Source organism: Polyangiaceae bacterium, from assembly GCA_020633205.1.
Classification (GTDB): domain Bacteria; phylum Myxococcota_A; class Polyangia; order Polyangiales; family Polyangiaceae; genus JAHBVY01.
On sequence record JACKEB010000014.1, the window covers coordinates 603,348 to 628,600 of the forward strand.

At 63.9% G+C, this 25,253-nt stretch carries 26 protein-coding genes and 1 tRNA gene; 15 read left to right on the forward strand and 12 right to left on the reverse strand.

The annotated features are described in order from the left end of the window. The first annotated feature begins 235 nt into the window (after positions 1-235). Both H6718_22615 and H6718_22620 read left to right on the forward strand, forming a co-directional pair. Positions 236-829, forward strand: a complete 594-nt coding sequence (locus H6718_22615) for a YfiR family protein (protein ID MCB9588219.1) — start codon at positions 236-238, stop codon at positions 827-829. After that, positions 826-3,126, forward strand: a complete 2,301-nt coding sequence (locus H6718_22620) for a TonB-dependent receptor (GenBank protein MCB9588220.1) — start codon at positions 826-828, stop codon at positions 3,124-3,126. The genes H6718_22615 and H6718_22620 overlap by 4 nt, the downstream gene beginning before the upstream one ends. Positions 3,127-3,145: 19 nt before the next feature. On the opposite strand, the gene H6718_22625 is transcribed toward H6718_22620, so the two are convergent. Beyond that, positions 3,146-4,279 (reverse strand): hypothetical protein, encoded by a 1,134-nt coding sequence (locus tag H6718_22625; protein ID MCB9588221.1) that lies wholly within the window; start codon positions 4,277-4,279, stop codon positions 3,146-3,148. 214 nt (positions 4,280-4,493) lie between these two features. Here H6718_22625 and H6718_22630 point away from each other — a divergent pair, with 214 nt between their 5' ends. Together H6718_22630 and H6718_22635 are read left to right on the forward strand one after the other, a co-directional pair. Then, entirely contained in the window at positions 4,494-5,924 is a 1,431-nt protein-coding gene (locus H6718_22630; GenBank protein ID MCB9588222.1) for a response regulator, read from the forward strand. A gap of 129 nt (positions 5,925-6,053) precedes the next feature. Then, positions 6,054-6,473 (forward strand): hypothetical protein, encoded by a 420-nt coding sequence (locus H6718_22635; protein MCB9588223.1) that lies wholly within the window; start codon positions 6,054-6,056, stop codon positions 6,471-6,473. A gap of 32 nt (positions 6,474-6,505) precedes the next feature. Here the strand turns inward: H6718_22635 and H6718_22640 are convergent, their stop codons facing one another. Next, positions 6,506-7,786: a hypothetical protein gene (locus H6718_22640; GenBank protein ID MCB9588224.1), complete on the reverse strand. Its 1,281-nt coding sequence runs from the start codon at positions 7,784-7,786 to the stop codon at positions 6,506-6,508. Between the two features lie 215 nt (positions 7,787-8,001). Here H6718_22640 and H6718_22645 point away from each other — a divergent pair, with 215 nt between their 5' ends. The 3 genes from H6718_22645 (at position 8,002) to H6718_22655 (ending at position 9,564) form a co-directional block, all read left to right on the forward strand. After that, on the forward strand, positions 8,002-8,523 hold the full coding sequence (locus H6718_22645; protein ID MCB9588225.1) for a hypothetical protein: 522 nt from the start codon (positions 8,002-8,004) through the stop codon (positions 8,521-8,523). 80 nt (positions 8,524-8,603) lie between these two features. Further along, positions 8,604-9,041 carry a VOC family protein gene (locus H6718_22650; GenBank protein ID MCB9588226.1) on the forward strand — a complete coding sequence of 146 codons (438 nt, stop codon included), beginning with the start codon at positions 8,604-8,606 and terminating at the stop codon, positions 9,039-9,041. A 211-nt stretch (positions 9,042-9,252) separates the two neighbouring features. Beyond that, positions 9,253-9,564, forward strand: coding sequence for a hypothetical protein (locus tag H6718_22655; protein MCB9588227.1), 312 nt, complete (start codon positions 9,253-9,255; stop codon positions 9,562-9,564). Here the strand turns inward: H6718_22655 and H6718_22660 are convergent. Then, on the reverse strand, positions 9,517-11,154 hold the full coding sequence (locus H6718_22660) for a hypothetical protein (GenBank protein MCB9588228.1): 1,638 nt from the start codon (positions 11,152-11,154) through the stop codon (positions 9,517-9,519). The genes H6718_22655 and H6718_22660 overlap by 48 nt on opposite strands. A 256-nt stretch (positions 11,155-11,410) precedes the next feature. On the opposite strand from H6718_22660, the gene H6718_22665 reads away from it, so the two are divergent. From H6718_22665 to H6718_22675, 3 genes are all read left to right on the forward strand, one after another. Continuing rightward, entirely contained in the window at positions 11,411-11,881 is a 471-nt protein-coding gene (locus H6718_22665) for a DUF1330 domain-containing protein (protein ID MCB9588229.1), read from the forward strand. Next, positions 11,881-12,450, forward strand: coding sequence for a hypothetical protein (locus tag H6718_22670; GenBank protein ID MCB9588230.1), 570 nt, complete (start codon positions 11,881-11,883; stop codon positions 12,448-12,450). Before H6718_22665 ends, H6718_22670 begins: the two co-directional genes overlap by 1 nt. Before the next feature lie 69 nt (positions 12,451-12,519). Then, positions 12,520-13,095: a hypothetical protein gene (locus H6718_22675; protein ID MCB9588231.1), complete on the forward strand. Its 576-nt coding sequence runs from the start codon at positions 12,520-12,522 to the stop codon at positions 13,093-13,095. A 40-nt stretch (positions 13,096-13,135) separates the two neighbouring features. Here the strand turns inward: H6718_22675 and H6718_22680 are convergent, their stop codons facing one another. The 5 genes from H6718_22680 to H6718_22700 all read right to left on the reverse strand — a co-directional run bounded on the left by H6718_22680 (position 13,136) and on the right by H6718_22700 (position 17,395). Further along, a complete protein-coding gene (locus H6718_22680; protein ID MCB9588232.1) occupies positions 13,136-14,425 on the reverse strand; it encodes a hypothetical protein in 1,290 nt (429 codons plus the stop codon). Positions 14,426-14,475: 50 nt separating this feature from the next. Next, positions 14,476-15,879: a sigma 54-interacting transcriptional regulator gene (locus H6718_22685; GenBank protein MCB9588233.1), complete on the reverse strand. Its 1,404-nt coding sequence runs from the start codon at positions 15,877-15,879 to the stop codon at positions 14,476-14,478. Between the two features lie 37 nt (positions 15,880-15,916). Further along, positions 15,917-16,420 carry a DMT family transporter gene (locus tag H6718_22690; GenBank protein MCB9588234.1) on the reverse strand — a complete coding sequence of 168 codons (504 nt, stop codon included), beginning with the start codon at positions 16,418-16,420 and terminating at the stop codon, positions 15,917-15,919. A 53-nt stretch (positions 16,421-16,473) separates the two neighbouring features. Beyond that, positions 16,474-17,139, reverse strand: coding sequence for a hypothetical protein (locus tag H6718_22695; protein ID MCB9588235.1), 666 nt, complete (start codon positions 17,137-17,139; stop codon positions 16,474-16,476). Positions 17,140-17,245: 106 nt separating this feature from the next. Beyond that, entirely contained in the window at positions 17,246-17,395 is a 150-nt protein-coding gene (locus H6718_22700; GenBank protein MCB9588236.1) for a hypothetical protein, read from the reverse strand. A 1-nt stretch (position 17,396) separates the two neighbouring features. Between H6718_22700 and H6718_22705 the strand changes: the two genes are divergently transcribed. The 3 genes from H6718_22705 (at position 17,397) to H6718_22715 (ending at position 19,203) form a co-directional block, all read left to right on the forward strand. Further along, positions 17,397-17,753 carry a hypothetical protein gene (locus H6718_22705; protein ID MCB9588237.1) on the forward strand — a complete coding sequence of 119 codons (357 nt, stop codon included), beginning with the start codon at positions 17,397-17,399 and terminating at the stop codon, positions 17,751-17,753. Between the two features lie 213 nt (positions 17,754-17,966). Beyond that, a complete protein-coding gene (locus tag H6718_22710) occupies positions 17,967-18,689 on the forward strand; it encodes a hypothetical protein (GenBank protein MCB9588238.1) in 723 nt (240 codons plus the stop codon). Positions 18,690-18,696: 7 nt separating this feature from the next. Next, positions 18,697-19,203, forward strand: a complete 507-nt coding sequence (locus H6718_22715) for a GNAT family N-acetyltransferase (GenBank protein ID MCB9588239.1) — start codon at positions 18,697-18,699, stop codon at positions 19,201-19,203. 47 nt (positions 19,204-19,250) lie between these two features. Here the strand turns inward: H6718_22715 and H6718_22720 are convergent, their stop codons facing one another. Beyond that, positions 19,251-19,649 (reverse strand): hypothetical protein, encoded by a 399-nt coding sequence (locus H6718_22720; protein ID MCB9588240.1) that lies wholly within the window; start codon positions 19,647-19,649, stop codon positions 19,251-19,253. 352 nt (positions 19,650-20,001) lie between these two features. Between H6718_22720 and H6718_22725 the strand changes: the two genes are divergently transcribed. After that, on the forward strand, positions 20,002-20,763 hold the full coding sequence (locus H6718_22725) for an SDR family oxidoreductase (protein ID MCB9588241.1): 762 nt from the start codon (positions 20,002-20,004) through the stop codon (positions 20,761-20,763). A gap of 69 nt (positions 20,764-20,832) precedes the next feature. Further along, the gene (locus H6718_22730; GenBank protein MCB9588242.1) at positions 20,833-21,225 is read left to right on the forward strand and encodes a MerR family transcriptional regulator; all 393 of its coding nucleotides are present in this window, start codon (positions 20,833-20,835) and stop codon (positions 21,223-21,225) included. Positions 21,226-21,252: 27 nt separating this feature from the next. Here H6718_22730 and H6718_22735 read toward each other — a convergent pair whose 3' ends face one another. The 3 genes from H6718_22735 to H6718_22745 all read right to left on the reverse strand — a co-directional run bounded on the left by H6718_22735 (position 21,253) and on the right by H6718_22745 (position 25,026). Further along, positions 21,253-22,758, reverse strand: coding sequence for a hypothetical protein (locus tag H6718_22735; protein ID MCB9588243.1), 1,506 nt, complete (start codon positions 22,756-22,758; stop codon positions 21,253-21,255). A gap of 538 nt (positions 22,759-23,296) precedes the next feature. Next, positions 23,297-23,369: transfer RNA gene (locus tag H6718_22740), tRNA-Lys, on the reverse strand. A gap of 256 nt (positions 23,370-23,625) precedes the next feature. Next, positions 23,626-25,026 (reverse strand): discoidin domain-containing protein, encoded by a 1,401-nt coding sequence (locus H6718_22745; GenBank protein MCB9588244.1) that lies wholly within the window; start codon positions 25,024-25,026, stop codon positions 23,626-23,628. Between the last annotated feature and the right edge of the window lie 227 nt (positions 25,027-25,253).

The following is a 25,253-nucleotide window of genomic DNA, read 5'->3' on the forward strand; positions in this document are numbered from 1 at the left end:
ACTGAGAACAGGGGTCGCTGACCTCCACTCCCGACTCATGACCGCAGCTGCAGCAGCTGAGATGAGAACCGCAGCTGAGATGACAACCGCAGCTGAGATGACAACCGCAGCTGAGATGAGAACCGCAGTGCACTCTCGCTTGCTCCTTCGCAGAAACCCATTTGTTGCGCAGTCAGGGTTGAGAGCTGGCTGCTCCGCGCCGTATCCTGCCTGATGGGGGATTGCTGAGTTGTCGATGCGTGTTCCAGCGCGAACGTCAAGACGAACCTGGCTGGCTGCTTCCGCAGGGCTGCTCGGTTTGGTGTGGCTGAGTGGCGTCGAAGCCGCGACGGTGGAGCTGCCGGTCAATCGCCAGGCGAAGTTGATCTCGAAACTCGCGTCCTATGACCGCAACTTCAAGGCGCGCGCCGGAGACGTCGCCAGGATCCTTGTCGTGTACAAGGACTCGGACGTCGACTCCGAGCGCACCGCCCAGCTCATGCTTGCTGAACTTGGCCGTCGCTCGAAGGTCGGAGGGCTGCCTCATACCGAGGAACGTGAGTCCTATCGCGGAGCTTCGTGGCTGGAGAGCAGAGTCGTCGAGGGCGGTCTGGCCATCGTCTACCTGTGTCCTGGCCTGGAATCCGAGATGGAAACAGTCGCCGAGGCGTTGACCGGTAAGGACGTAATGACGATTGGCTCCCGCGCGGGGTACGCTGAGCGCCGCGCCGTCGTGTCATTCGACCTGGTCAGTGGAAAGCCGAAGCTGATCGTCAATCTTCCCCAGGCAAAACGCCAGAACGTGAAATTTTCAGCGCGCTTGCTCAAACTGGCCGAGGTGATCCGATGAGCGGGTCGCGCCCTGTTCGGCGAGCGTTTTCGCGCGGAATCGTCCGGTGTTTGGGCGGCGCCGCTGTGGGCCTCAGCTGTTTGGGCGTTAGCTCTAGCGCCTTTGCGCAGACGGACGACGATGACGTCGAGGCGTTGCTAGACGAGCCCATCGTGGAGACCGCGAGCAAAGGCAGTGAGAGCGCGAACACGGCTCCAGCCACTTCGACGACGATCACTGCCGAGCAGCTTCGCCGCTACGGTATTCGCAGCCTGGACGAGGCGCTGAACTACTTGTCGCTGGGCATGACGACTTCTTCGCCTCTACATGCGGTGGAGGTCGGGGCGCGTGGCGTGATGTTGACCGTCGACTACGGCAACCACGTGTTGTTACTGGTCGACGGCCATCGCATGAATGAGCCGTGGAACGGCACCGCATACTTCGAGCGCGGCGCTGGCGTCCCCCTCGAGTTGATCGATCGAGTGGAGGTGGTGCTCGGCCCAGGTTCGGTGCTCTACGGCTCCCAGGCGATGTTGGGCGTGGTGCACATCGTCACCAAGCGCGCCAAGGACTACCGAGGAGTGCACTTGATCCTGGAAGGAGGGTTCAGCGCCCCCACGGATCAGGACCAGGGTCTGCGCGGCATGGGCTCGAGCGGCTACTTCTCAGATGCGGGTAGGGACTACCGCATCGGTGCCGGCTACGGACGCGAGTTCAAGCTGTTTGGTCAGGACGCCGAAGCCGTGCTGCAGATCGAGTACTTCCGGCAGTCTGGCCAAGTCTTCGATTTCCGCGATCAGGACTACGGCGAAGACTCAGTGACGGGTCAGCCGAAGAACTTCGGTCCGCGAGGTCGAGCTGGCGTCTGGGGTGGTCGCGCCGAAGACAGCTACGACACGGAAGTCCCCGCGGCGTACGGGCGCCTGTACATCGGCGACTGGACCATTTCCGCGCGGGCTGGGATTTACAAGCGCTCGATGCCGTATCTGGATGCGATCGTCCAAGACACCGGCAACTTCGATGATCCTGACAACCACGAGACCGATCGCTGGATCAATCTCGATGTGTCGCGGCGCTTTGCGCTCAGCGTGAAGTCTTCGCTGGAAGCGAAGCTCTACGCGGACTTCTACGACTACCATTGGTACAACCGCACCGACGCCGCAGAGGACTGCGTCGACGGTCAGCTCCTCGGCTGTGATCGGCGCCTGGTCGGAAAGACGCGCGTCATCGGTGCGGAGCTCCAGGGCACCCACGACTGGGACGCTGCACGTCGAAACTCCACGCTTGCTGGGATCGACGCGCGCATACGCCACGTGGATTCGTTCACCCGGCTGCAAGATCACGCCTCACCGACTCGGCTCACCGTTGGCGACCTTGGTGAAGATAACGTCGCGGCCGCTGCCTACTTGCAGCACACGTCACGGCTCGTGGACCCGTTGAGCCTGAACGCCGGCGTGCGAGGTGACTTCGATCCGCGCTTTGGTGCTGCGGTGTCGCCCCGTGCCGCGTTGGTCTACGTGCCCTGGGAGGACGCGACGCTCAAGGGCATCTACTCCCAAGCTTTCCGTGCGCCATCCGCCTATGAGCGCGGCTATGCCGACCCAAACTCCGACGTCGCCAATCCCGATCTCGAGGCAGAGACAGTGCGCTCGGTGGAAGCGTCGTTCGAGCAGCGTTTCGGCTATCACCGCCTGTTTTTCGGGGCGTTTCGCTCTTGGTGGAGCGACATGGTCGCCATTGAAACACTCGATCAGGACACGATTGACGCAAACATTGCCGCGGGGAAACTTTCGGCTGGGACGGCTGAGGCGTACCAGTACCAGAACCTGTCGCGCATCGACAACTGGGGGCTCAACGCCGCCTACGACGGCGCTTTGCTGAGGAATTCGCTGCGCTACGGTTTCACCCTGACCAGTGCATACACGCGCCAGGAGAGTCCGGGGTCGGAGCCTACCTTTCCCACCGTTGGTCCCCAGGTGTTTGGTAACGCACGCATCGCGTATTCCCTTGGGGAAAATCTGCCCACGCTGGCCACGGCGCTCCAGTACCAGGGCCGGCGTCTGGTGGATCAGTACTACGAAGGGGAGTTCAGCAAGCGACCCGTGGTCGATCCTGCCTGGAGCATGAAAGCGACGGTGTCCGGAGACGTTCCAGGGGTCGAGACGCTGGAGTACCGCGTTGGCGCCACCTACTCGTTCGCCAAGCACAGCCCCTATGCCATCGGGGCCAATGTGTATGGCAGCGACGGCCCCGCGGAGCTCGCCCCGGTGCAACGCCTGACGCTATTCGCGGGTGTGCACTACCACTTCGAGCCCTGAAGCTCGCCGCGCGCTCGAGCTACTGCGCGTTCTTGCGTTGAAACGTCACCAAGTCAGAGACGTTGGTGGTGCCGTCGAGGATCGCCAGCGTCGCTGCGCTGTCGTCTCCAAGCACGAGATGACGGCCAAACGCCAGCGCGTAGGTGTCCACGATCCCGTAGCCCACCGGGCTTTCCACGTCCGGACAGCCACCCAGTGCGAACAGCTGGTGACAGCCACCGGTTATCTCGATCCACGTCAGGTCCAGGTTCTTGACCTCGGCGTATAGCGTATCCGCTCCTACGGGGTCACCCGTGGCGCTCATCAGCATGATCGGGATCTCTGCGGTGTCCAGATCGCCGAACCACGAGGCGCTGTCTCCACCGGCCATGGGGATTCCGCCCACGACGCGCGGATCGCGGAAGCCAGCCGCAAACGCGTTCACCTCTGCTTCGCTGCACGTTCCTTCAGCCGACGGGCATTCCGCGCGGATTGCATCGACGGCATAGTCCGCACCAGCGATGGCCCAGGTCGTGTACGTCCCAAAGCTATGCCCACTCATCACCACCCGATCGAGCTGCAGCTTGCCAGCCAGCGGGTCGCTGCTCGGCAGGTTCGCCATGAAATCCAGGCTCTGGCTGATGTCCTGGGGGCGCGCGATGTAGGTCGCCGTCGGCCGAGGATCGAGGTTACCGCTCAGCGTATTGCCCGTGTGATCTGGCGCGACCGCGACCCAGCCGTGACTCGCGTAGTAGCTCATCAGCTCGTCGGAGGTGCCGCCCCAGCCCCGATCCCCGTGGGAGTAGACGTGTACGGGGTAGCCGGCTTTCTCGAGTGGCGAGGCCAGGGTCGCGCCCTCGAAGGAGTACGGCCCTTCGAAGATGCCCAAGTACTTTGGGTGTTCTCCGCTGGTGTCTTCCGTGGGGTACCAAACGTGGACCAGGATCGTGCGCGCCTCTGACTCCCCGTCGGGGGTGTAAGTGGTCTCGTAGCTCACGTGTCCCGCCTGGTAGGGACCTCGCTGATCCACCGGCAAGTCGAGGGAGGGGTGAGGATTCTCCGCCGGCTCGCTGGTGTCGTCTCCGCAGCCCACTACGAGTGGAGTACACAGGGACAACAACGTAGCGAGCAGGTGGACACGACGCGGGACCAAGCGAGCGAAGGTGGGGGCCATCTTGAGGCAATGATGTCTCGCCGCACCGCTTCACAACAAGGTTTGCGCGAGCGGCCCAGAGCACGAGCCCCCGTGAATCCGCAGCTTGCTGCTGAGAATTCGCGGCCAGGAGGCGCGAACAAGCAACCTTTCCTGCTGCAAAACGCGGGCATTCCGGAGTGGCGTTCTCTTGGTATCCGCAGCTGTGACATACTCCAGGGCTTAGGTGGGACGGTTGCTGGACGCTCTAGACGACGCGGTGTGCATCGAGGACGCCGCGGGAATCATTCAGGAGTGCAATTCTGCGTTCTGCGATTTGCTGAGCGCCCAGAGGGCCGAGCTGATTGGCGCCCACGGTAGCAGCCTACGCCACCGGTTCGCGGACACCTGGGAGGTTCAGCGTCGCGAGTTCGTTGCCGACGATGGCGCGCAAAGGACCCTCGTACGACTCAGGGATAGAAGCCGGGAGCTTGCGAAGGAAGAGGCTCTCGCCACTCGCGCCAAGGAGCTCGAGCAAAACGAACGCAAGCTCGCCGAAATCCTGTCGCGACAGCGCTCCGTTCAGCACGCCCAGCGCCTCGAATCCGTGGGGCAACTGACAGGTGGTGTCGCGCACGACTTCAACAACCTGCTAGCGGTGATCACCGGTTGCTTGGAGCTGCTAAAGGTGCGCGCTGGCGAGAACCGTCCAGTGATAGAGCTCGCGGACCGCGCTCTAACCGCTGCCGAGCGCGGCGCCGCTCTCGTACAGCGCTTGCTCGCGTTCTCCCGCCGGCAGATGCTCAATCCCGAACCGACGGACGTGAACTCATTGGTGACGGACGTCCTAGAACTCTCCCGTCGCAGCCTCGGCGAACACATCGAAATCGAAACTCAGCTATGCAGCGATCTCTGGCCGGTGCTGGTCGACGCGAGTCAGCTGGAGAATGCGATTCTGAACTTGGTGATCAACGCGCGGGACGCCATGCCAGATGGTGGGATCTTGATGGTCTCGACGAACCGTTTCCGTGTGGATGTGGCGGAGGACGGCCTGGTCGTCGGGGAGTACGTGAAGATCGCGGTGTCTGACACCGGTACCGGCATCCCTCGCGAACATCTCGGGCGTGTCTTCGAACCGTTCTTCACCACCAAAGAGACCGGGCGTGGCAGTGGTCTCGGCCTCTCCATGGTCTATGGATTCGTCACCCAGAGCCACGGCGCGGTACGCATTCACAGCGAGACTGAAGCGGGTACCAGCGTTGAGCTGTTCCTTCCCCGCGTCGGCTTCGTTCCCCACGTGGAGCCGGAAGAAGCCGCCGAGCAACCCCGTGGTCGCGGCGAGTTGGTCCTCGTTGTCGAAGACGACCCGGCCGTTCGACGTACGGTGGTGTCTGTGCTCGAGGAGCTTGGCTACCGTGTTTTGGAAGCTTCGACAGCCGCGGACGCATTCGAAATCCTGCAGCAAACGAGCGTGGATTTGTTGCTGACCGACGTGGTGCTGGGGGGAACTGCCTCAGGTCCAGAGTTGGTGGAGCGCGCTCGGGAACGCATGCCTTCGCTCAACATCATCTTCATGACGGGTTACGCGGAGCAGCACCTCTCCGCGGTGGGTCAAGACGCGAACATCTTGAAGAAGCCGTTTCGTGCACCTGAGCTCGCGCGCATGCTGCGTGAAGTGTTGAAGTAACCCACGCGCGACCTAGCAAGTGCTCAACAGTGAGCGGCGTAGGTACGCAGGCGATCGTGGTTGTCGCCACGTGTAATTTCCACGCGTCTTTCACTGGACGGAGTGTGAGGTGAGTGGTGTGATCGGCCGATGGCGCGCATCCTGACCGACGAGCGCCACTGGCCCTCGGTGGTGGTGGTTTGGCCGGAGCATCCGGTGAGCGATGAAGACCTCGACGCATACCTGGAAGCGTCGCGCCGCCAAGTCGCGCGCGGACGCCACGTCGTCCTGCACCTAGCGGACGGTGCCAGCGGTTTGGGTGCTCGCCATCGCCGGGTGGTGGCCAACTACATCAAGCGGCACGAAGCGGAACTCAAGCGTGTGGTGCTCGCGGGGGCAATCGTGCTGCGAAACCCGGTGTTGCGAGGCATGATCATCGCTACCAACTGGCTTGCTCCTCCGCCCTCGCCACAGCGCATATTCGCGACTCGTGAGGCGGCGGAGGCATGGCTCGAGCAGGTCTTGGAAGAGGCGGGTGAGTACAGCGTCAGCGCCCCCGTGTTGGCCTGAGCGCGTTTCCGCGTTGATACTTGCTCTTCAGGCTAGGGTGACCAGGTCCGGGCGAGCCAAGTGTCCCACTCGCCGAGTCCTGTGCGAGGCGTGTTCGTGTCAGCGTACAAGCCAGTGTCCCGCCAGATCTGCGCGAGCGGGTCCTGCCCCAGGAGCCCGTTCCAGAACGGGTCGAAGTCGACGACCGTGAACCACATCACGAAGCGCACGTCGAGCGCGTTGGCTTCCTTGAGCATACGAGCGACGTAGGCTCTTTGGTTCTCCTCATTGGCCTTCACGTTGACGCTGTAGGTCGGGATCACTAGGTCCTCGGCGATCCAGCCGGTTTCCGCGATCGCGATTGGTTTCCCTGGGGCAATATCTTGCGCCTGGGAGAGCCAACGCTCCGGGAGGTTGTCTGGGTCACCGGCGTTCGCGTGGCCGTAGAACACATAGCCGTAGGTGCTCACCCCAATCCAATCCGTACAGGCCAGGAGCTTGCCGAAGTTCTGTTGCATCGTCTTCGCATCCGCCGAGTCCGGATGCTTCAGCGCGACAGACACGAACACAGGCAGATCCGCGTGCTGTTGCTTGATGCGCGTGTAGACGTTGCAGGCGAAGTCGACGTACTTGTCGAACGCCTGAGAGTCATTGAGCAAGAGCTCACTGACCTCGATGCCGTCGTTGAAGTAGTCTGGTTGGAAGCGGTCGATCAGGTCGAGGGCGAAGTTGCCGTAAGCAGTCTGCACCTCTGGTGAGTCGAAGTCCCGAGTGGCCCACGCGCCCTCCCGAGGCATATTCGATGATGCTCCCCATGTGTCCGCGAGTTGGTTCCGTGCGGGATTGAGCGGAGCAAGTGCAAGGTAGGTCGGCTTGCTCGGATCCAAGCGTGACACCCGACCCTTCAACTCGTTCTCCACGTTGGCCGGGTAGGCGGAGCCCGCGAGCGCTTCTTCCCACGGGATCCCGCCGTCCAGGTGATGGGCGTTCAGGTCGCCGTGGGTCGCGATCTTGTCATAGGTGTCATTCACCGCGGAAACGGTTGCGTCCCAAGGCCAAGGGGAGAAGCCCACGCGCATGCTACGGGTGTTCTCGCTTCCCGCTGTGCCAGCGCTGCCACCGGTTGTGCTCCCTGCTGTTCCCCCCGTTCCCCCGGTTCCCGCGCTACCGCCGTTCGCGCCGCTGCCCGCAGAGCCTCCACTGCCACCGGGTCCGCCGCTACCACCCGCGTTGTCATCTGAGGAGCAAGCGCTCACACCCAGGGCGCCCAAACACAAGGCGCCGAGCAGCGGTAGGAGTGGCGATCGCAGTCTGGTTTGGGGGAGAGGAGACATGTCGCGCCAGTGTAGCAAGTCGCGTGCCTCGTAGTCGCCTGCGCCCCGGTGGCGTTTTTCTGGGCCCATGTTGGCTCACGTTATCCGTCAGTGAACCGAGCTTCACATCGAGGCTGGGTCGCCTGGAGGAGGCGAGGCGTGAAAAGACGCGAGGTTCAAACAGGTTTGGGAAGCGTCGGCGATACCACACGGATAACCTTCGAGGAGTCGGAGCGATGTCCAAGTCGGAATGGGTGGTGTGCTGTCTGATACTGTCGCTGAGTGCGTGCAACTCGGGGACGCGCGCGCCAACCCAGCAGGCAATGTCGCCAAGGCCTGCGGGAGTTGAGTCGGTAGCGCTGACGACAGCGGAGCCCAGTGCTCAGCCCGTCGAGCACCGCCGCGAGGTTTGGCTGATCGGCACCTTTGCAGTCGCCGAAGGGGAGACACCCGGGAGCAGTGTCGAATACACCTGGCCGTCGCTGGTCGTCGCGTCGAGTGACCCCGGCGGAAATGAAGTCTGGGAGGGCATCGTCGCGATGCCGCTCAACTGCACGACGAAGACCACAGCTCAGGCCCTCTGGGTGCTCGACTGCATCGAAGCCGACCATCATGACACGCTGACGCTGACTCAAGATGGCCAGGAGCTCTTGGTGACGCGCGTGCACCGGATGGGCAAAAAACAGGATCCGCCAGAGGTCGCCAAGCGCTTCAAGCTCGAGCCGGGAGAGGTTGCGGTGCCCGGCCCCGAGCGCTGAGCGGCGCACGTGCGTGCTTGCAGTCGGCGCCTGCAAAACTTCAGCGCCGGTAGTGGGTTCGCAGATCTACCCTGCGGCTCATGACTGACGAGGCGGGGATAGAGATCAACGGCATGGCTCACGTGCAGCTCACGGTGAGTCGTTTCGCGGAGGCACGAAAGTTCTATGGGCGTCTCTTGCCCTTCTTGGGCATGAAGCCGGTGATGGACTTCGATGGCTTCTACTACTGCGTCGGAGGACGTACGGGCTTGGCAATCTCCTCGGCGGATACCGAGCACGCCTCAGAGCGCTTCGTTCAGCGTCGCGTGGGCTTGCATCATGTTTGTTTCCGTGCGAGAACGCGCGAGGACGTGGACAAGGTGCACGAGCTCGTGCAAGAGCTCGGTGGTACTGTGGTGCATCCACCGGAGGAGGCTCAGTGGGCGCCTGGCTACTACTCACTGCTGTTCGAAGATCCCGATGGGATCCGTCTCGAGATTAACTTCGTGCCCGGCAAGGGGTTGCTCAAGGACGCTTGAGCAGCTGTTGCCACAACGCCTGAGCCGCGGGGCCAGGCCCGGGCTTGCGTGGTCTGAGTAAGTAGAGCGGGATGCTCCGGCATACGTCGAGGTGCGCAAGCAGCACTTCGAGCCATCTGTGCGGGTGACGCAGAAGATCGCGAACTGCGAGTCCAGCGCCTGAACCCTTTGTACGCCCCGCGGCTCTGACCTCGGAGACGAGGAGCAATTCATGACGCTGAAGAGCGAGTTCGAGGGCGTGGCGAGCGCTGCGCCCCGGGATGAGTCGACTGGAGAACAAGGCGCCGCGCAGGCACGCAAAGACGGCAACGCATTCCTGGCGAGTGGCCTTGGGATCGGTGCGTTCGGCGTCGCGAGCGGAGTGCTCCTCGGCGCCGTATGCCCGGTGTGCGTCGTCGCCACTCCGGCGCTGATCGGCGCTGGCGTCTACAAGCGGGTGCGCGCCTGGCGCCTGGAGAAGCAGGCGAACGACGCCTCAGGCACTTCGGTGTCGGCGTCGCACCAGCATCCAGCCAAGGGCTAAGAGCCAAGCCGCACCGAGGGGGCGCCGCTCGCTGCTCAACACGTTGCAGCCGCAGCCTCCGTCATCGTCGGACTTCGCACCGCTGTTCGTGCCGGCAGTGCCGCTTGTACCCGCAGTGCCGCTTGTACCAGCACTGCCGCTTGTACCAGCACTGCCGCTTGTACCCGCAGCGCCACCGGTAGCAGTGCCACCGGCCGCCGTGGAGTTGCCCGAGCCGGCGTTCGCGGTGCCTCCTGCGCTCGCGCCGCCAGAACCGCCGGTCGCCGAACCAGCCGCGCCGCCGCTGCCACCTGCCGACGCACCGGCGCTTCCGCCAGCCTCATTCCCCGCGGATCCAGCGCTGCCGCCGGTGCCGTCTTGAGTGCAGGTGGTGCCGTCGCCGGTGTACCCCGGCGGGCACGTGCAGGTCGCGTCGCCGAGCGCCGTCGACGGGTCGCTGCAGGTGGCGACTGGATCGCAGCCGGCGATGCCTAGGGCGCACTCGTCCTCTGCGACGCAGTTCGTGCCGTCGGATGAGGCACCTTGCTTGCAGTTGCAGGCATACCCGGGCGCAGTCCAAGCGCCGCTCGCGGTTTGCGTGCAGCCTTGCCCATCATCTCCCCCCTCGCCGTAGCCGCTGCAGGGGTGGCCCGCACACTCATCGATGTCGCTGCATCCGCTGCCGCCAGGTTGGCCGTCTCCCACGTAGCCGGCCTTGCAAGTGCAGGTGTAGCTGCCCGGTGTGTTCAGGCAGGTTGCGTTCACATCGCATGGAGTACCGGTGCACTCGTTGGTGTCCTGGCAGGAGAAGGCGCCGTGGCCGTTGCCCGTGTAGCCAACTGGGCAGGTGCATGTGAAATCTCCAAACGCGGAGCTGGGATCGTTGCATACCGCTAGCGGGTGGCAGTCATCGGTTCCAGCAGTGCACTCCGTTTGCACGACACAGGTGGAGCCGTTGAAGCCGTAGCCAGGAGCGCAACTACAGGTGTAGCCCGGTGGGCTCCAGCTTGAGAAGGCTATCTCATTGCAGCCCATGGCGTCTTGGCCCCCGACCCCATTGGATCCACACGGATGTGAAGCGCACTCGTCGAAGTTGCTACAACTCCAAGCGCCGGTGCCCGACACGGTGCCCGCGGTGTGCAAGGCGCAGTCGAAGGCGAAGATGTAGTTGTAGGTTGGGCTGGCGTCCCGCGTCGCCATGCAGTCCACGTTGGAACCGCACGCCACGCGCCCTCCGCCTCCGCTGGCGCACGCCAGCTGATCGCAGCCCGCAGCCTCTGCGCTGGCGTGAAACCCCGCTGAACCTGTGGTCCCCAGCTCGCTTGCGTTGCTGAGCCCGTCGCCGTCGGTGTCAGCGTCCCCGAGCGCAGTGGTCCAACCGCTCAGGCGATACGCCTTTCCGAACGGATTCAGGCACGGGGCCAGCGGGTCTCCGGCCGTGCCGCAAGACCCACTGGGGCTAACGTGGCAGTCGCTGCACTCCGTGGCGTTGAAGCTGGACGGGAGCGGCGTTAGCCCGAGGGAGGTGATTGAGTCGGGGTGAGCGTGGGCCGCAGCGGTCAAGCCGAGGCACAGCGCGCCGATGGAGAGGGTGAGTAGAGGTTTAATCAAGTTAGAATAGCGGCTACTCCCACCCCCAGGGAAGAGCGGACTACGTCGGGGATCTAACGGTTGCGAGGCGGAGCGCCCGTGATAACTTCGCGTCCTGGGTGCCGCAGGGGCGCCCTTCCCGCCGGAAAGAGTGCTCACCCTGCTTGTGTGTCTTTTGTTCGCGTGATCACATCGTGACGCGACATCCTCAAAGCCGAGGGAGCGGGTAGCGGCTGATTCAATTCTCATCCGTGCGGATGAGAGGGAGATGTCTCCGATGGTGACCAGCGCCCAGCGCACGTATCTGGAAGTGACCGAAGCCGCGGGCCGCGACTTCGTACAGCGTGGTCTTCAAGGCCCCGTGGTGATGCTCAACCTGCTGAAGTACCGGCAAGTCGCGGACTATTCAGCGCACCCAGAGCTTGCCCCGAGCACACCCGTCAGCGGCGAAGCCGCATATGGCGTCTACATGGAGCACACGCTGCCACTGCTCCAGAGGTCCGGTGGAAGCATCCTGTTTTGGGGGAGAGGTGCGCCGTTTCTGATTGGCCCGACCGAAGAAGCCTGGGACGCCATGCTCTTGGTGAAGCAAGCCAGCGTGGAGTCGTTCCTGGCCTTCGCGTCTGACCCTGCGTACCTGGCAGGGGTCGGGCATCGTATCGCCGCCCTCGAGGATTCGCGCTTGTTGCCACTCACGGAAGAAGCTGTGCCTGGGATGGTGCCTGCGCTCGATCCTGGGGGCGCCTGATGTCGCGCGGAAACGAAGCCGCGGCACAAGATCCAGTCAAGGAACTCAAGCTGCGTGCGAAGTTCCTGCACCGTGCCGTGATGCGTAGTGATCCAGCCGCCGTAAAGCGGCTGCGCGCTTTGCCCGAACTCCGTCGCGCGGATGACGCGGCGATTGTCGCCCAAGGCGGGGAGCTCAGGCGTAAGCACTGCCTGGCGGTCGTCGCGCGGGAGTGCGGCTTCCCGAGTTGGGAGCATGCGCTACGTGCCCTGAGCGGTGACGTCGAGATCTCCGAACATGGGACGCTGCTCTACAGTTCGAGCGGTGTGCTCAACCACTGGTTCTCGAGCTACGACGAAGCCCACGCCGCTTGGGCAGACGCGCGCAGAGACGGCGTCGCCTATCTGTTCGCGTACAAGCGCGACTACTTCGTCACCGGCGTCGCCTTCGTCGAGTCCCTGGGACTGGACCCAGACGACCCGGATTGGCAGGCTCTGGGCTGGAATTGGGTGAAACCCGCAAACGTCGAAGCGCGGGCGAGGCTCTTCTACAAGCGGCTACTGGCGATTCGCGCGGTAGCTGCCGCCTGACTGGTCGAGCCATTTCTACCTGAAAACACGGGTTCGGGATTACACTGCTGCTCAGTGGAGAGGGAGCCCGTGGAAGACGACACACGCGTCGCTGAGCTCGAGCGCCGGCTTGCCGCGCTCGAGCAGAAGCTCGAGGCCAAGCCTGCGGAGCCGAAGCCGGAGCCCGCCCCGGCAAGGCCGAGCTGGGGCCTCCCGGTGGCGCTGGCTGTGATCCCCGCGGTAGCGTCCGTCGCGGCGGCTTGGGTCTCGGTACAGAAGGAGGCCAGCACCTCCACCAAGGCTGAAGCCGCGAACTCGGCCGCATCGGTGGCGATGAGCGCGTCGGCGCAAGCGGCGAGTGCGTCGTCTGCGGCGAGCGGGGCGGAGTCCGAGGCGCAGAAGGCGCAAGAGCGCGTTCAGCGCCTCGAGGTCCGAGCGTGGGCACTGGAGCGCATCGCTCACGGTGTGCCCCTCGCCCCCATCACCGCCAGCGACGAGAACTGGTCCGCCTACTTGGCGTGTGCCGACAGCGCCCACGACGAACCCGCGAAGCGGGCGTGCTACTGTAAGCTGATTCAACAAGCACAGCCTGACAGCATGGATGCGTGCCAGGCCGCGGTGAAGAAGCGTGATACCGAAGAGAAGCTGGAGAAGAAGGACAAGTAGCTTCCTTCGCCTGAGCTGGGCTATATACCGTGCGGAAAATTCATGGCGCGAGCGGGTGAGCCGCGAGGAACTCGAGCATCCGCACTTCGTAGTCCTGGTTGCTCCCATCCGCGACGCCATCGGGCCAGCGCAGGTGGGGTAGGGTGCCTTGAGCGGACGTGCAGCCCGGGTCGCATGTCGCTACTTCGCTGCTGCCATCGCTGGCGATGATCAAGTCCTCGACGCCAGCCCCGACTTGGGTTCCCAGGGCCGTAGCCCAAGACTCGACGTCGAAGCCTTGGTCGGTGCCCGCAGCATGGTGGGCCGCGTCACACGGCACGATGCCGTCACAAGCGCGATGCACGAGCTGAATCGGGAGGCTCGACTTGGGGTACGGATTGAGTCGGCAGGAGGGTGTCGCGCTGTCGTCGATGTTCAAGAACGGATCCGCTCCGGCGTAGGAAACTGCAGCTGCGATCTTGTTTCCTCCCGGAGTCGATGTCGCGTGGCGAGCGATGGCGTACATGGCCGCAAAGAAGCCGCCGTTGGACCAACCGCTGACGTAGATGCGCTGGGGGTCGACGATGCCCTCGGCGACCAAGCCATCCACGATGTTGTCTGCGTTGCGCACGTCGGGGTTGCAGCTCGGCGAGCTGAGGTCGCGGTAGTAGTAGTCGTGATGGGAGCCCGGAGTGTTTACGCCCACCCAGTGAGTGTTGCGGCCCTGAACGGAGGCGAGGACGAAGCCTGCGGCGGCGCCGCTGCCGCCGAGGGTCGCGGTCTCTGCCTTCTGTCTCAGGAGGGTGCTGTTGTAGACGTTGTTGGCGTCCCCGTGGCTGCCATGAAAGAAGAGCAGGAGGGGGCGAGGGACAGACGCTGCGTCTGACGGAGCGAAGACGCACGCATAGCGCGTCGCGCCGCCGATACCGTCGGGAAACGCCCGCGGTGGGTTGTCGTCAAATGCCGGGCGGCTGCTAGCCGTGGTGCGGCAGTCCGGCGGAGCCAGCGCCGTGGACAGGGTGTTGCAAGGCTGGTCGGTGGAGCAATCTGCGAGTGGTGCTGTCAGCCCTGTGGTTGCGTTGCAGCTCGGCTCGGTGATGGGCGCGGGGCAGCCTGGAGCGTTGGCCACGCCGCCGATTGGATTGCCTGCGCTGCCACCGAGGCTCGAGCCTGCACTCCCGCCAGGGCTTGCGGTTCCGCCAGCGCCGCCGCTCGTTGCACCACCGGTGGTGCTGCTTCCCGCAGAGCCTCCGCTTGTACTGCCTGCCGCGCCGCCGCTCGCGTTGCTGGGCGCGTCGTTTGAACTACAGGCGACGAGGAGTGGAAGTAGCAGCAGAGCGCGACGGAGCATGGCGTGATGTAGCACTCCTTGCGTGTCCTGGCGGTCGAGCGTCGAGTGGCTTATTCGTACTCGCTAAGCGTGATGGCGAAACGGCGGATCCAGCGTTGGATTTGTTGCCTAGCTTTCCCCATGTCACGCGCGACCTGGCTGACGTTGCCGCCGGTCGCACTGAGGCGACCCACAAGCTCGCGTCGCAGCTCGGAGTCCTCAGCTGAGAGCGCTGTAGCTGCCGGGAAGCTGCTCCGCCTGACTTCTGCGCTCTTCCACTCCGGCCGAGCGGCTTCAGCGACCCCAGGTGGGATGTCTTCGAGCCTGATTACGCCCGCGGCGGCGAGGACGCACGCCGTGGCGAGGCACTGTTGGAGTTCCCGCACGTTGAGCGGCCAGTCATAGCGCAGCAGCGCGCGCGCAACCTCTGGCTTCAGGGTCTCGATTGGAGTCGAGAGGCCCTCGACCAACCGACGGATGATCAACCCAAGATCCTCGCGGCGCTCTCGGAGCGGAGGCAGAGCATGCACAAAGCCAGCTAAGCGCGCGAAGAGATCGCGACGAAAGCGGTCAGAATCCATGAGTGCCTCGAGCGGCTGATGGGTCGCAGAGACGATGCGAACGTCCACCTTGATCGGCCTGGCAGAACCGACCGGAACGACCTCCCCTTCCTGAATCACACGCAGGAGGGCCGCCTGGGATGCCGCGGGTAGGTCCCCCACTTCATCAAGGAACAGCGTCCCTTGGTTGGCGCTGCGCACGAAGCCAAGCTCATCTCGAATCGCTCCACTGAACGAGCCCTTCTGGTGTCCGAAGAGCTGAGACTCGAGCAAGCTATCGGGGATCGCACCGCAGTTCACCGCAATGAACGGACCGGGTCGCTTGGACAGTGAGTGAACGGCCCGGGCCAGGACTTCCTTGCCGGTTCCTGTCTCCCCTCGGAGGAGGATCGCCACCGGTGACGCGGCGATGCGCATCAGGCGTGCCAGGTTCGCGTAGTGGGGACCTTGCAGTGTCTCCAGGCCTGGCTCGGTGCTGAGCTCAGAAGCGGCCTGATCGTTCGGTCGACCACCAGCGGCTACTGCCTCGAGGAAATAGAAAAAGCTGTAGCCAAGCTCGAGCAGGTCGCCATCACTCACCAGGCAGCGTGATGCTTTGCCGCCGTTGATGCTGCTGCCATTCGTCGAGCCGAGATCCTCGAACCACCAGTTCCCATCGACGAGCTCCAGGCGCGCGTGGTTGCTGGACAGGCGGACGTCAGGAAGCCCAAGGCGCAACGTGGCACCCTCGCGACGGACTCGCCTTTCCGTGGAGCGCCCGATCTCTACCCGGGTGACACCACGCAGCGAATGCCGCGAGGAGCCCGCGCTTGGCTGGTTGCACGTCAGGACGGCGATGAGTTCCGGACCGACCGGGGTCGCTGAGTCGTTGCGCCCTGTGGGCTTCGTCTGGTGGGTTTCTTCCGTGCGCGTCATTGCGGGGCGTCTTTGTACGTCTGGTTTTGCCCGAAGGCTAGCGTCGCCTAGCGCTGTGAATCGCCAGCGCGATCCCGCTCAAGATCAGGGTGCCCGCCAGCGCAAGCCGCAGGGAAACACGTTCACTCAAGAAGAGTACCCCGAGCGCCGCCGTCAATACCGGTACTGATAGCTGAACCACTGAAGCCTGAGTCGCCAGGAGGCCTCTCAGCGCGGCGTACCACAGCACATACCCGCCAGCCGAGGTCAGGCCGCCGGAGAGCGCCGCGAGCAGCAAGCCATCCGTCGGGTGATGGGCGTGCGGACTCACGAGCCACATGACGATCACGAACGGAACGCTACGGATGAAGTTCCCCGCGGTGGTCGATGTCGGGTTCGCCTGTCCTCTCCCCCTCAACGAGTAGATCCCCCAGGAAACCCCAGAGAGCGCCATGAGGCTCGCGCTGACGAGATCGGGTGCCGCTTGTCCAGGGAGGGTGAGGATCTGCGTTCGCGTAAGCGCCAAGCGACACAATACCGAGTTCATCGCGAAAGCCAACATCGCGAGGACCGTGAGAACCAGGGTGCGGGATGGCGTAGTTGGCGGCAAGGGAGCTAGTAGTTCGCGCCTTCGATGGACTTTCTAAGGGCGCTCGCCTCGTAGCGTACCCCGAAATCGTCCTCTTGCTGTAGCAGCGTGATGTTGCCATCCGCCAGGCGCCAGAGGGCCACGGCTCGGCCAGTTTCTGTACGGAAAGAGGTCACGCGCTCTGGGGTCGCGCCGCTCAGAAAGTACTCGGGTGAGCCGTACTTGTTTCGCAGGAGCGGCAGCGGGTTGTCCTCGAAATACAGGCTGATGGCCAACACCCGCTCGTCGTTGACCTCCATCCCTGCGTAGCTTCTCGCGCCTGGGACGCTGATGGGGGTGAGGGAGCACATCGCAAGATCTGGGAAACGATCGTTGACCTCGATGCCGCCACAACGCTCTGCTGCCTCACGGTAGGGACCCCCGAGGCGAATGCCCGCCACTTGTTCCGGAAGCGGTTGGCGGGTCGATGTCAGGTGAGTCGGGGGAAGGTCTGCCGGGTCCGTGGGAGCCGGAGCCGGGGTTTCAATCGGCGGCGGCTCTGTCGGCTCAGCCACTGAGCCGGATGCATCGGAAGGCGCTTCGGTCACCGGAGCTGACACGGGCTGGTCAGAGACTCCAGGCGCACGCGCACCAGTAGCGCGGCTGCCACCGCACGCAACGAGCACCAGGGAGCCGGCCAAGACCCACCGCATGGCGTGAGTATTGCCCGGAAGCGGCGACGGCTCAAGCCGGCAGCGTAGGGCCGCTGTTGCGCGTAGGGGGTATCAGGTCGCCAACTCCGAGCAATACGTCTGCTCCCTAATTACCGCGAGGAAGCGACCCTGGCTTGGCGGGTTTGCCGTAGGCGGCAAGAAAGACCCTTACGGCTTCCGTCGCGTGTCGCTTCAACGCTGGTCCAGGCAGCGCATCCGCTCCCAGTAGCATGACGCGGTTGACCGGGTCCGCCATGATGAGCCAGTTGAAGTGCGTGGCGGCGATCGTCGAGGCCGGCGCGCAGAGGAGCTCTCATCGGTTGTCCCCTGACGCTGGGACGCAGCGAGTGGTGACCAGCTGCTGTCACTCCCCCGTGTTCCTGGAGTTCAAGGGAGGACACTGGTTGTCGGTGTATCGCGATCGCCTCGGCGCAGACGCACCCGCGGTGGAGCTGCGGACGATGCTGAAGGATCGTCCGGAGGGCGCGGCGTTCGAAGATGAGATCCCAAGCTACCAGTCGCACTCCCCGCGATTCATGTGGCGATTGTTCAAAGCTTGGGGCGCCATGGGCTTTCGCGTGCCGAAGCTCGAGCCGATCCAGCCGGCGACTTGAAGACGCTACGGCTATGACCCTAGCACCAAGCCTTCGCACCAGCAGGCTAGGGCCAGCGGATCTCGAGGCATGGCATATTGCCACGCGGAACTAGCTGCTGGGTTTGTGGGAATGCGCTGGTGGAATCAGCGCGGATGCTAAGGCGTGGCCTTTCGAGGCGAGACGCTGTAGCGTTAGGCTGGCGGTTCACCGCCGACTTCAACGGAGGGCGCTATGCGTAAGCTTGCTGGACTCGGATCCTGTTTCATTCTGTTGGCTCTGCTCGCGTGCAAAGACAAGAAGGAGCCGCCCCCCGCGACCACACCCGCGGCAGCTCCCGTTCCGGGAACCACCGGCGCGGCAGCGGTGCGCGGGACGTACACGATCAGTTCTGCCAGCAACCCTGGCGGTGAGGGAGGCTACGAAGGGAGCGTCGCCATCACCCAGAGCGGCGACGTATACAAGCTGACCTGGAGCATCTCCGACGGCTCCCAGTACAAGGGTGTGGGCCTGATGGAGGGCGACGTGCTCGGTGTGGGTTGGGGCATGGCGGCCGAGTTCGGCGTCGCCGTGTACAAGGTCGAGGGTGGCAAGCTCACCGGGCGCTGGACTAGCGCGGTGGAGACAGGTGCCGGAACCGAGACCCTCGAGGGACCCGCTGGGCTGAACGGCAGTTACAAGATCACCGCGGGCACCAACGCGAGCGATGGCAAGCCGTACACCGGCGAGGTGACCATCAAGCCAAGCGGCGCGGTTTACAACGTGACCTGGAAGCACCCAGACAAGACCTTCAGCGGTGTGGGCATGCTCCAAGGTTCGACGTTCGTCGTCGGTTGGGGCGAAGCTGGCAAGGGTGCCGGCGCCGTGCTCTATCGCGTCTCCGGTAACACGCTCGATGGCAAGTGGGCTCAACCCGCTGGCACCGCGCTGGGCACTGAAGTGCTCGCTAAGAAGTAGAGCCTAGGTGGTCAGTACGCCGAACTTTTCGCTGGTCCGCGCCGCGCTGACGGATCAGCCACTGCTCGAGCGTCTGATGCAGCTCTACTGCTACGACTGGAGCGCCTTGGCTGACCTTGACGTCGACGAGCAAGGTCGTTTCAGCGGTGTGGACCTCGAGCCCTACTGGAGCGCGGAAGGGCATCATCCATTCGTGCTACGCGTCGATGGGCGGCCCGCTGGCTTTGCGCTCGTGCAAGTTCGCAGTCGCCTAACTGGCACTACGGGCGTGCATGACATGGCCGAGTTCTTCGTGCTGCGTCGCTATCGCCGACAAGGCATTGGATACACCGCGGCCTGCGCCGTGTTCGACCTGTTTCGTGGCCCGTGGGAAGTGCGCCAGCGCGCGAACAACACAGACGCAACGCACTTCTGGCGAGCGACGATTCAGCGCTACACCGCGGGCGCGTACACCGAGCAGTCCTACGACGACCCGGCGTGGAGCGGAGTCGTCCAGCGCTTTACGAGCGCCTGAAGAATCCGCATTCGTCAGTGCCCCGAGGAAATGACTGGCGCGTGCAGCTACTCTCCCAGAGCTAGCACATGGTCCTTGAGCGCCTGCGCTGCAGGACCCTCGAAGACGACGGGCGCTGCGACTGGCGTCGGTGCGTGGTCCCGATACTCAACGGGCTGAGCCGCGACAAAGGAGCAAGAGGGCGTCCACGCGAGGTCAATCACCACGCTGCTCGTGTCCCGATCGCCATCTTCGTCTAGCGCGAAAGGCAAGTTCACTAGACTGGCGAAGTCGCCGTGGCGCACCGCGGCCGCCACGGCTCCAATCGGGCAAGCGAAGTAGCGGAAGCCCTCGGTCACCTTCTCGCCGGTGGGCGCGTACACTTTCTCGCTGAAGACTAGCAATTTGCGCCGCTTCTGAATGGTCGGCAGAGACTCGAGGAACGTCGAAAGATCGGGAAAACTCAACTCATCACTCCAAAGCTTGTACGCACCGAGCGCGTCGTGATGCGGGCTCTTACGCCCAGCGTCAGTGGAGCTTCCCGCGCTTTGAGCGTTCGAGCACTCGTCAGAAATGAGACACGGCTTCCCATTCCCGGGAGTCGAGCACGGTCCTGCAACCGCAGCTGCGAGAGCACGCCGCCAGGTTCCGGCAAGTACGGAACATTTAAATTCCTTGTGGAATTATTGACTGGTCAAAGGGCAGCTTTTGGATCGGGTGAGGGAGCTCCGGGCTTGACGTTGACACTAGCGTCAAGTCGCTAGGTTCAAGTCGCACGCTGAGGGTCGACCCTTGGCGGAATGAAAGCGAGGGACCGAGATGACGAGTGACAGTTGGCGAGGGAAGGTAGCGATCGTGACTGGAGGGAGCTCCGGGATCGGAGCGGCGACGGCGTTGGCGTTGGTCGAACGGGGAGCATGCGTGGCCATCACCGGCCGCAACCAAGCCCGGCTCAAGCGTGTCGCGGCGAACAGTGACGCGATCTTGGCTCTGGAGCTGGACAGCGCTCAGCCATCCAGCGCCGCGAGTGTTGTCGGAGCAGCGTTGGGAAAGTGGGGGCGCCTGGACCTCCTGGTGAACAACGCAGGTGCGGGCAAGCCCCTCCCCATTGACGCCTACACGGATGAGGCGATCACCGAGATTGGTGCGGTGAACATCGTGGGTCCTTCGCTGCTGGTGAAGCACGCCTCTGGAGCGCTGCGAGAGACGCGGGGAGCGATCGTGAGCGTCAGCTCGGCCGTGTCTCGAAGCGCGGCGCCCATGCTGGCGCACTACGCCGCTAGCAAGGCTGCCCTGGAACATCTGACGACGTCCTGGGCGATGGAGCTCGCTGAGAGCGGCGTGCGGGTGAACGGTGTCGCGCCGGGGCCGGTCAAGAGCGGCGCGTTGACCGGAATGATGGGACTGAAGCAAGACGACGCGCGCATGATTGAAGAGCGAGAGGCGCTCCAGGTCCCACTGGGACGCCGGGGCATCACCTCGGACATCGTTCCCTGGATCTTACGCCTGGGCGACTCGAGCAACGCATGGCTCACCGGGCAGACCATCACCGTGGACGGCGGCTGGTCGCTTCGGTCCTAGAGCCACCTCGGCGGGCGCCTCTTGACGTTGACACTAGTGTCAACGTGCTAGGACAGCCGTAGGTTCGTGATGCAGATCAAGGAAGCCGCGGAGAGGCTCGGGATCACCGAGCGCATGCTGCGCCACTACGAGAAGGCGGGGCTCCTGGAGGCACGGCGCTCGGAGAACGGCTATCGCTGTTACAGCGACGCCGACCTGCGACGCGCCGGTCGCATCCGCGACCTCATCGAAGTTGGATTTTCCACGCGAGAAGTTCGAAGGATGGCCGCTTGCCTGACGGACGAAGGAGCCGGGCCGTGCGAGGAAGGCATCCCACAGCTATTGACCAAGCTCGAACACATCGACCGCATGCGCGCCGACCTCGACGCGCGAAGGGAAGCGGTCTTGAACCGCATCGCCAAGCTGCGGGAGCTCCTCGTCACTCAAAGTCGACCCGAAGCCGCGGAGGCTGAGCGAGCATGACCGGAGCCCTCGCCATCTCCGCGATCTTTAGGGCGGCCAGTCCCACATCCAGGCCGGCGAATCCGTTCCCAGGGCCGCGACGATCGAGAGCGTTTCGACTGGATGTGGGTCGGAGAAATCGAGCCAACCCGGTCGGATGACGACCTTTCCTGCCGCAAGGGGAAGGGCGTGAGGCTCTACGGCACGACCGGCTACAAGCCCTGGTGTGTGCGGAATCAGAAGCGCCGCCAGCAGCTCCTCACGCTCTGCAACATGCCCAAGCTTCCAGCGCGCCGCATGCGCGACCTGCCAACCAGTCGCTCCAGCGACTTCCAAGCACCGAGTTGTGCGAGTGACGTCGCCCAAACAAAGGCACGACTCGAGGACGCCCGAGAAGTAGCCGTACGGATCGTACGTTCCCGAGTTGAACGCCGAGATCCATTCGTCGACGAGCTCGCCAGCACCAGGCGCGCTCTCGCGCGCACAGCCTCGTAGCCAGCTCATGTGTCGGAGGTCAGCCTCCATTTCCTTCGCGATGGCGACAGCGCGCGCCGGATCGCTGCGGGCGAGCCTAACAGCGACGGCGAGCGAGGCGTCGTCGTCGTGCCGCCAGCCGGCGGGCAGCTCCACCTCCAGCGCAAGCGCTGCCTCGAGGTCGGTGCGCACCGTACGCCGAACCTCAGCTGCCCTCCACAGATGGCACCTCTCACCCTCGTCGTTGCCGCGAGGAACCTGCCATTTGCGGAGGAGTGGCTTGGCATCCAGTCCAAGATCGAGGGCGACTAGCGTCGCCTCCACCAACAAACCGTCGGGGAGATCTTGGTCAGCGAGTTCAGCGAGGTGCCGTTCAGCAAGACCTCGGTCACTCGCTGCTGTCAGCACAATCGCATGCAGGTTCTGAGGTGATCGCGTCAAGACCCTGGGAGCGTCGAAAGGCAAGAGGAGCGCATCGCGATAGTACGTCAGCTGCTCGTCCCTATCGCTCACAGCCAGCAGACGCTCCGAGTCGCGTGCCGCGGCTGCACAACACAGTTCGGCTAGCAAGCCTCTGCGCGTGGAGGCGAACGCTGGCAGCGAATCACCCGCCCTGGCCGCAAGGAGTGCCGCTTCGACAAACGTATACGCCGGTTCCTCAAGGGAACGCTGGGGAGCAAGCTTGGCCAAGAGCCGACGCGCAACGTCTAGCCCGTCGGGCGAGCGGGGGCGGCCATCATCGTCTTGGCGCGGCTCGTTGAGGACAACGCGTGAAGCTCCCGACTGGATGTCGATCGATCCGTCCGGCTGGTAGCCGATCGATAGCTCATCTGTCGAATCGGAGAAGGGAGGTGACTTCAAAGGTGGCGCGTGGCGCTTGCTCTTCTTCTTTCCTACGGCAGGCCGGGCGAGCGCGATGCCCCGGCGTTCGGCCTCGCTCTGCAGGGCGCTACGAGCCTCATCGGTGAGGTCAGCTCGCTCATCCCAGAGTTGGCGGAGCCGGTCGTTTGTAAAAGTCGTGTAGTCGACCTTGAGCGGCTTCGCTGCGAAGAGCTGCTTGAAGAATCGTGTAATGCCCATCGCGTTTTCGCCCGTTAGCTGCGTTCCGAGTGCTGACGGCCTACCCCATGCGGCGCCTGACGAAAGCTCGCGCTTCCTCGTGTTGATTCATGGTGCTCAAAGCAGCTGAAAACGAAAAGCTCATCGTCGAGGTGACAGATAGGATGGGCCACAAAGCAGAAAACGGGACCCGCCTCGATGGGGAATCCCGCTCAATCTAGCTGTGGGTCATGAAGGACTTGAAACCGAGGGAGCCTGTGCGAGCTGCGCTCGCGGCACTTCGCGTCGCCGCTGAGCAAACGCGCTTGCCCGCCCAACGGAGTGGGGGCGCGCAAGCGCTCCGCCTTGCTCCAGGTGTGCACCGCTTCGTCGTCAGGTTGGGCGCCGACCAAGGTCGTCGCCTCGAGGTCAGAGAGTCCTGAAAAAAAAAACCGCGCTTCAGCGCGGCTTAGAGTGGGTCATGAAGGACTTGAAACCGAGGCAGTCTGCCCGAGCTAAGCTCGGGCTGCCGAGGTCAGAGAGTCCTGAAAAAAAAGCCGCGCTTCAGCGCGGCTTAGAGTGGGTCATGAAGGACTTGAACCTTCAGCCAATGGATTAAGAGTCCACTGCTCTACCAATTGAGCTAATGACCCGTTGGGACCGCGGCTTCTATCATCTCTGCAGACCCTGTCAAGCGCGGTTGGAGAGCAAGCGTAGGCCAGCCGGGCCTCCCCCCCAAAAATGGCTGAAAAACAGCTGATTCGGGAGGTGGTGCGGGGTCGAAAACAGCGCGAGGCGCTTGAGACGGAGCTCAAATGGGGGGCGCCCCGGGAGCGGCCTGGTACCACTCCCGGGGCGTCTCGATCCGACTACTTGTGTTGGGATTTGCTGCTTGATGGGCTCCTCTGCTCAGTACGCCTCGAGCTCGTTGACTCGGACGTAAGTGCTCTGGTTCGCGGGACCGAGTCGCCCGAAGAGGCGGATCTTGTCGGTCGCGATGAGGTTGAACGAGTGGACGTTGTGAACGTTCGTGTTGCCGGCGACGGTGGCGGCGTTTTGCCATGCGGAACCGTCCCAGTATTGGATGTCGTAGTCCCGCGCGACGTAGCCGGCGGTGCCGAAGAACTCCACGCGGTCTACTTGGCGACACTCACCGAAGTCCAACTCGATCCACGCCGGTAGGCTGCCCACGTTCGTCCAGCCGTCGTTCAGGTTGGTGCCTCGACTGCGGTCGTGTGCCTTGGCGATGCTGTAGTTGGGATACGTCGACGATGCGCTGCCGGTCGCGTCCAGCGCTTGGTTGTCGTAGACCTCGATCTCGTTGATGCGTGTGTAGCCTGGCTGGGATGTTGACCCCTTGGTCGCGTAGATTCGCATGCGCTGGGCCGTTACCGCGGGGAATGTCGAGGTCGAGATCAGGCTCGCGTTGCCGACCACGTCCGTGATGGTGATCCAAGACGTGCCGTTGTAGTACTGGATCTCGTAGTCTTGGATGATGTAGCCGGTGGTCGCATAGACATCGACGCGACCAAAGCGCTTGGGCGCACCGAAGTTGAGTTCCACCCAGGCGGGCACCGAGCCGTTGTTTGACCAGCTGGTGGAGCCGCCGAGGGCGTGGCTACGATTGCCGTCGTTGACCCGCGCCGCGCTGTAGCCGCCGAAGGTCGTGTTTGCGCTCGCGGTTGCGCCGCGGGCGAGGTTCGTGCGCGTGCTGCCGGAGATCGTGCAGCCGCTCGCGCCACCCGTGCCGCCGGTGCCGCCGGTCCCTGCTGTTCCACCTGTGCCGCCGGTGGCCCCACCCGTTCCGCCGGTTCCCCCTGTCGTTCCGCCGGTTCCTCCTGTGGTGCCACCTGTTCCGCCTGTGCCCATGCCCGCTGAGCCGCCACTGGACATCCCCGCGGAACCGCCGGTGGCCATGCCGCCTGAGCCGCCAGTCGTTCCTCCGCTACCGCCAGTCGCCCCGCCGACACCACCCGTGGCCATGCCACCTGAGCCGCCGCTGGTCATGCCGCCGGCGCCACCAACGGCGCCGCCAGTTCCCCCGGTAGCCACGCCGCCTGAGCCTCCTGTCGCTCCGCCGCTGCCACCAACTGCGCCAGTGCCACCAACTGCGCCGCTGCCACCAACTGCGCCGCTGCCACCAACTGCGCCAGAGCCTCCAGCTCCGCTACCACCTGAGGCGCCACTGCCGCTGGAGCCAGCACTGCCGCTAGAACCAGCACTGCCGCCACTACCGGTCGTCGTGGTGTCGTCGCTTCCGCCACAGGCAACGAGCGCGAGGCTCGCGCCGAGCGCGCAAACGAAATGCATACGTCGATTGATATGCCGCGAGGAAATAAGCGCCGCGGCCTTGGAACGATTGCTTGTAAGTAATTCAGAACGAAGTTTCATTGACCCTCCAAACAGAAGACGCACGTCTGCATTCGCTCCAGCCGCAACAAGCGCTGAAGGTGAGTGATCAGTCAGCGAGACGAACATCAACGCCCATCGCTGCAGTGATGGAGCGTTCGCCGCGAGCGCCGGGGACGAGAAAAGGA

What these genes read in the sequence shown, in the direction of transcription:
- H6718_22690 (MCB9588234.1), bottom strand. Translation starts at nt 16,420, where the DNA reads ATGTTGGCTTTCGCGATGAACTCGGTATTGTGTCGCTTGGCGCTTACG.
- H6718_22685 (MCB9588233.1), bottom strand. Translation starts at nt 15,879, where the DNA reads ATGACGCGCACGGAAGAAACCCACCAGACGAAGCCCACAGGGCGCAAC.
- H6718_22725 (MCB9588241.1), top strand. Translation starts at nt 20,002, where the DNA reads ATGACGAGTGACAGTTGGCGAGGGAAGGTAGCGATCGTGACTGGAGGG.
- H6718_22655 (MCB9588227.1), top strand. Translation starts at nt 9,253, where the DNA reads ATGACGCTGAAGAGCGAGTTCGAGGGCGTGGCGAGCGCTGCGCCCCGG.
- H6718_22620 (MCB9588220.1), top strand. Translation starts at nt 826, where the DNA reads ATGAGCGGGTCGCGCCCTGTTCGGCGAGCGTTTTCGCGCGGAATCGTC.
- H6718_22730 (MCB9588242.1), top strand. Translation starts at nt 20,833, where the DNA reads ATGCAGATCAAGGAAGCCGCGGAGAGGCTCGGGATCACCGAGCGCATG.
- H6718_22745 (MCB9588244.1), bottom strand. Translation starts at nt 25,026, where the DNA reads ATGCATTTCGTTTGCGCGCTCGGCGCGAGCCTCGCGCTCGTTGCCTGT.
- H6718_22710 (MCB9588238.1), top strand. Translation starts at nt 17,967, where the DNA reads ATGCGTAAGCTTGCTGGACTCGGATCCTGTTTCATTCTGTTGGCTCTG.
- H6718_22665 (MCB9588229.1), top strand. Translation starts at nt 11,411, where the DNA reads ATGGTGACCAGCGCCCAGCGCACGTATCTGGAAGTGACCGAAGCCGCG.
- H6718_22705 (MCB9588237.1), top strand. Translation starts at nt 17,397, where the DNA reads ATGAGCCAGTTGAAGTGCGTGGCGGCGATCGTCGAGGCCGGCGCGCAG.
- H6718_22640 (MCB9588224.1), bottom strand. Translation starts at nt 7,786, where the DNA reads ATGTCTCCTCTCCCCCAAACCAGACTGCGATCGCCACTCCTACCGCTG.
- H6718_22670 (MCB9588230.1), top strand. Translation starts at nt 11,881, where the DNA reads ATGTCGCGCGGAAACGAAGCCGCGGCACAAGATCCAGTCAAGGAACTC.
- H6718_22650 (MCB9588226.1), top strand. Translation starts at nt 8,604, where the DNA reads ATGACTGACGAGGCGGGGATAGAGATCAACGGCATGGCTCACGTGCAG.
- H6718_22625 (MCB9588221.1), bottom strand. Translation starts at nt 4,279, where the DNA reads ATGGCCCCCACCTTCGCTCGCTTGGTCCCGCGTCGTGTCCACCTGCTC.
- H6718_22700 (MCB9588236.1), bottom strand. Translation starts at nt 17,395, where the DNA reads ATGGCGGACCCGGTCAACCGCGTCATGCTACTGGGAGCGGATGCGCTG.
- H6718_22680 (MCB9588232.1), bottom strand. Translation starts at nt 14,425, where the DNA reads ATGCTCCGTCGCGCTCTGCTGCTACTTCCACTCCTCGTCGCCTGTAGT.
- H6718_22635 (MCB9588223.1), top strand. Translation starts at nt 6,054, where the DNA reads ATGGCGCGCATCCTGACCGACGAGCGCCACTGGCCCTCGGTGGTGGTG.
- H6718_22735 (MCB9588243.1), bottom strand. Translation starts at nt 22,758, where the DNA reads ATGGGCATTACACGATTCTTCAAGCAGCTCTTCGCAGCGAAGCCGCTC.
- H6718_22615 (MCB9588219.1), top strand. Translation starts at nt 236, where the DNA reads ATGCGTGTTCCAGCGCGAACGTCAAGACGAACCTGGCTGGCTGCTTCC.
- H6718_22695 (MCB9588235.1), bottom strand. Translation starts at nt 17,139, where the DNA reads ATGCGGTGGGTCTTGGCCGGCTCCCTGGTGCTCGTTGCGTGCGGTGGC.
- H6718_22645 (MCB9588225.1), top strand. Translation starts at nt 8,002, where the DNA reads ATGTCCAAGTCGGAATGGGTGGTGTGCTGTCTGATACTGTCGCTGAGT.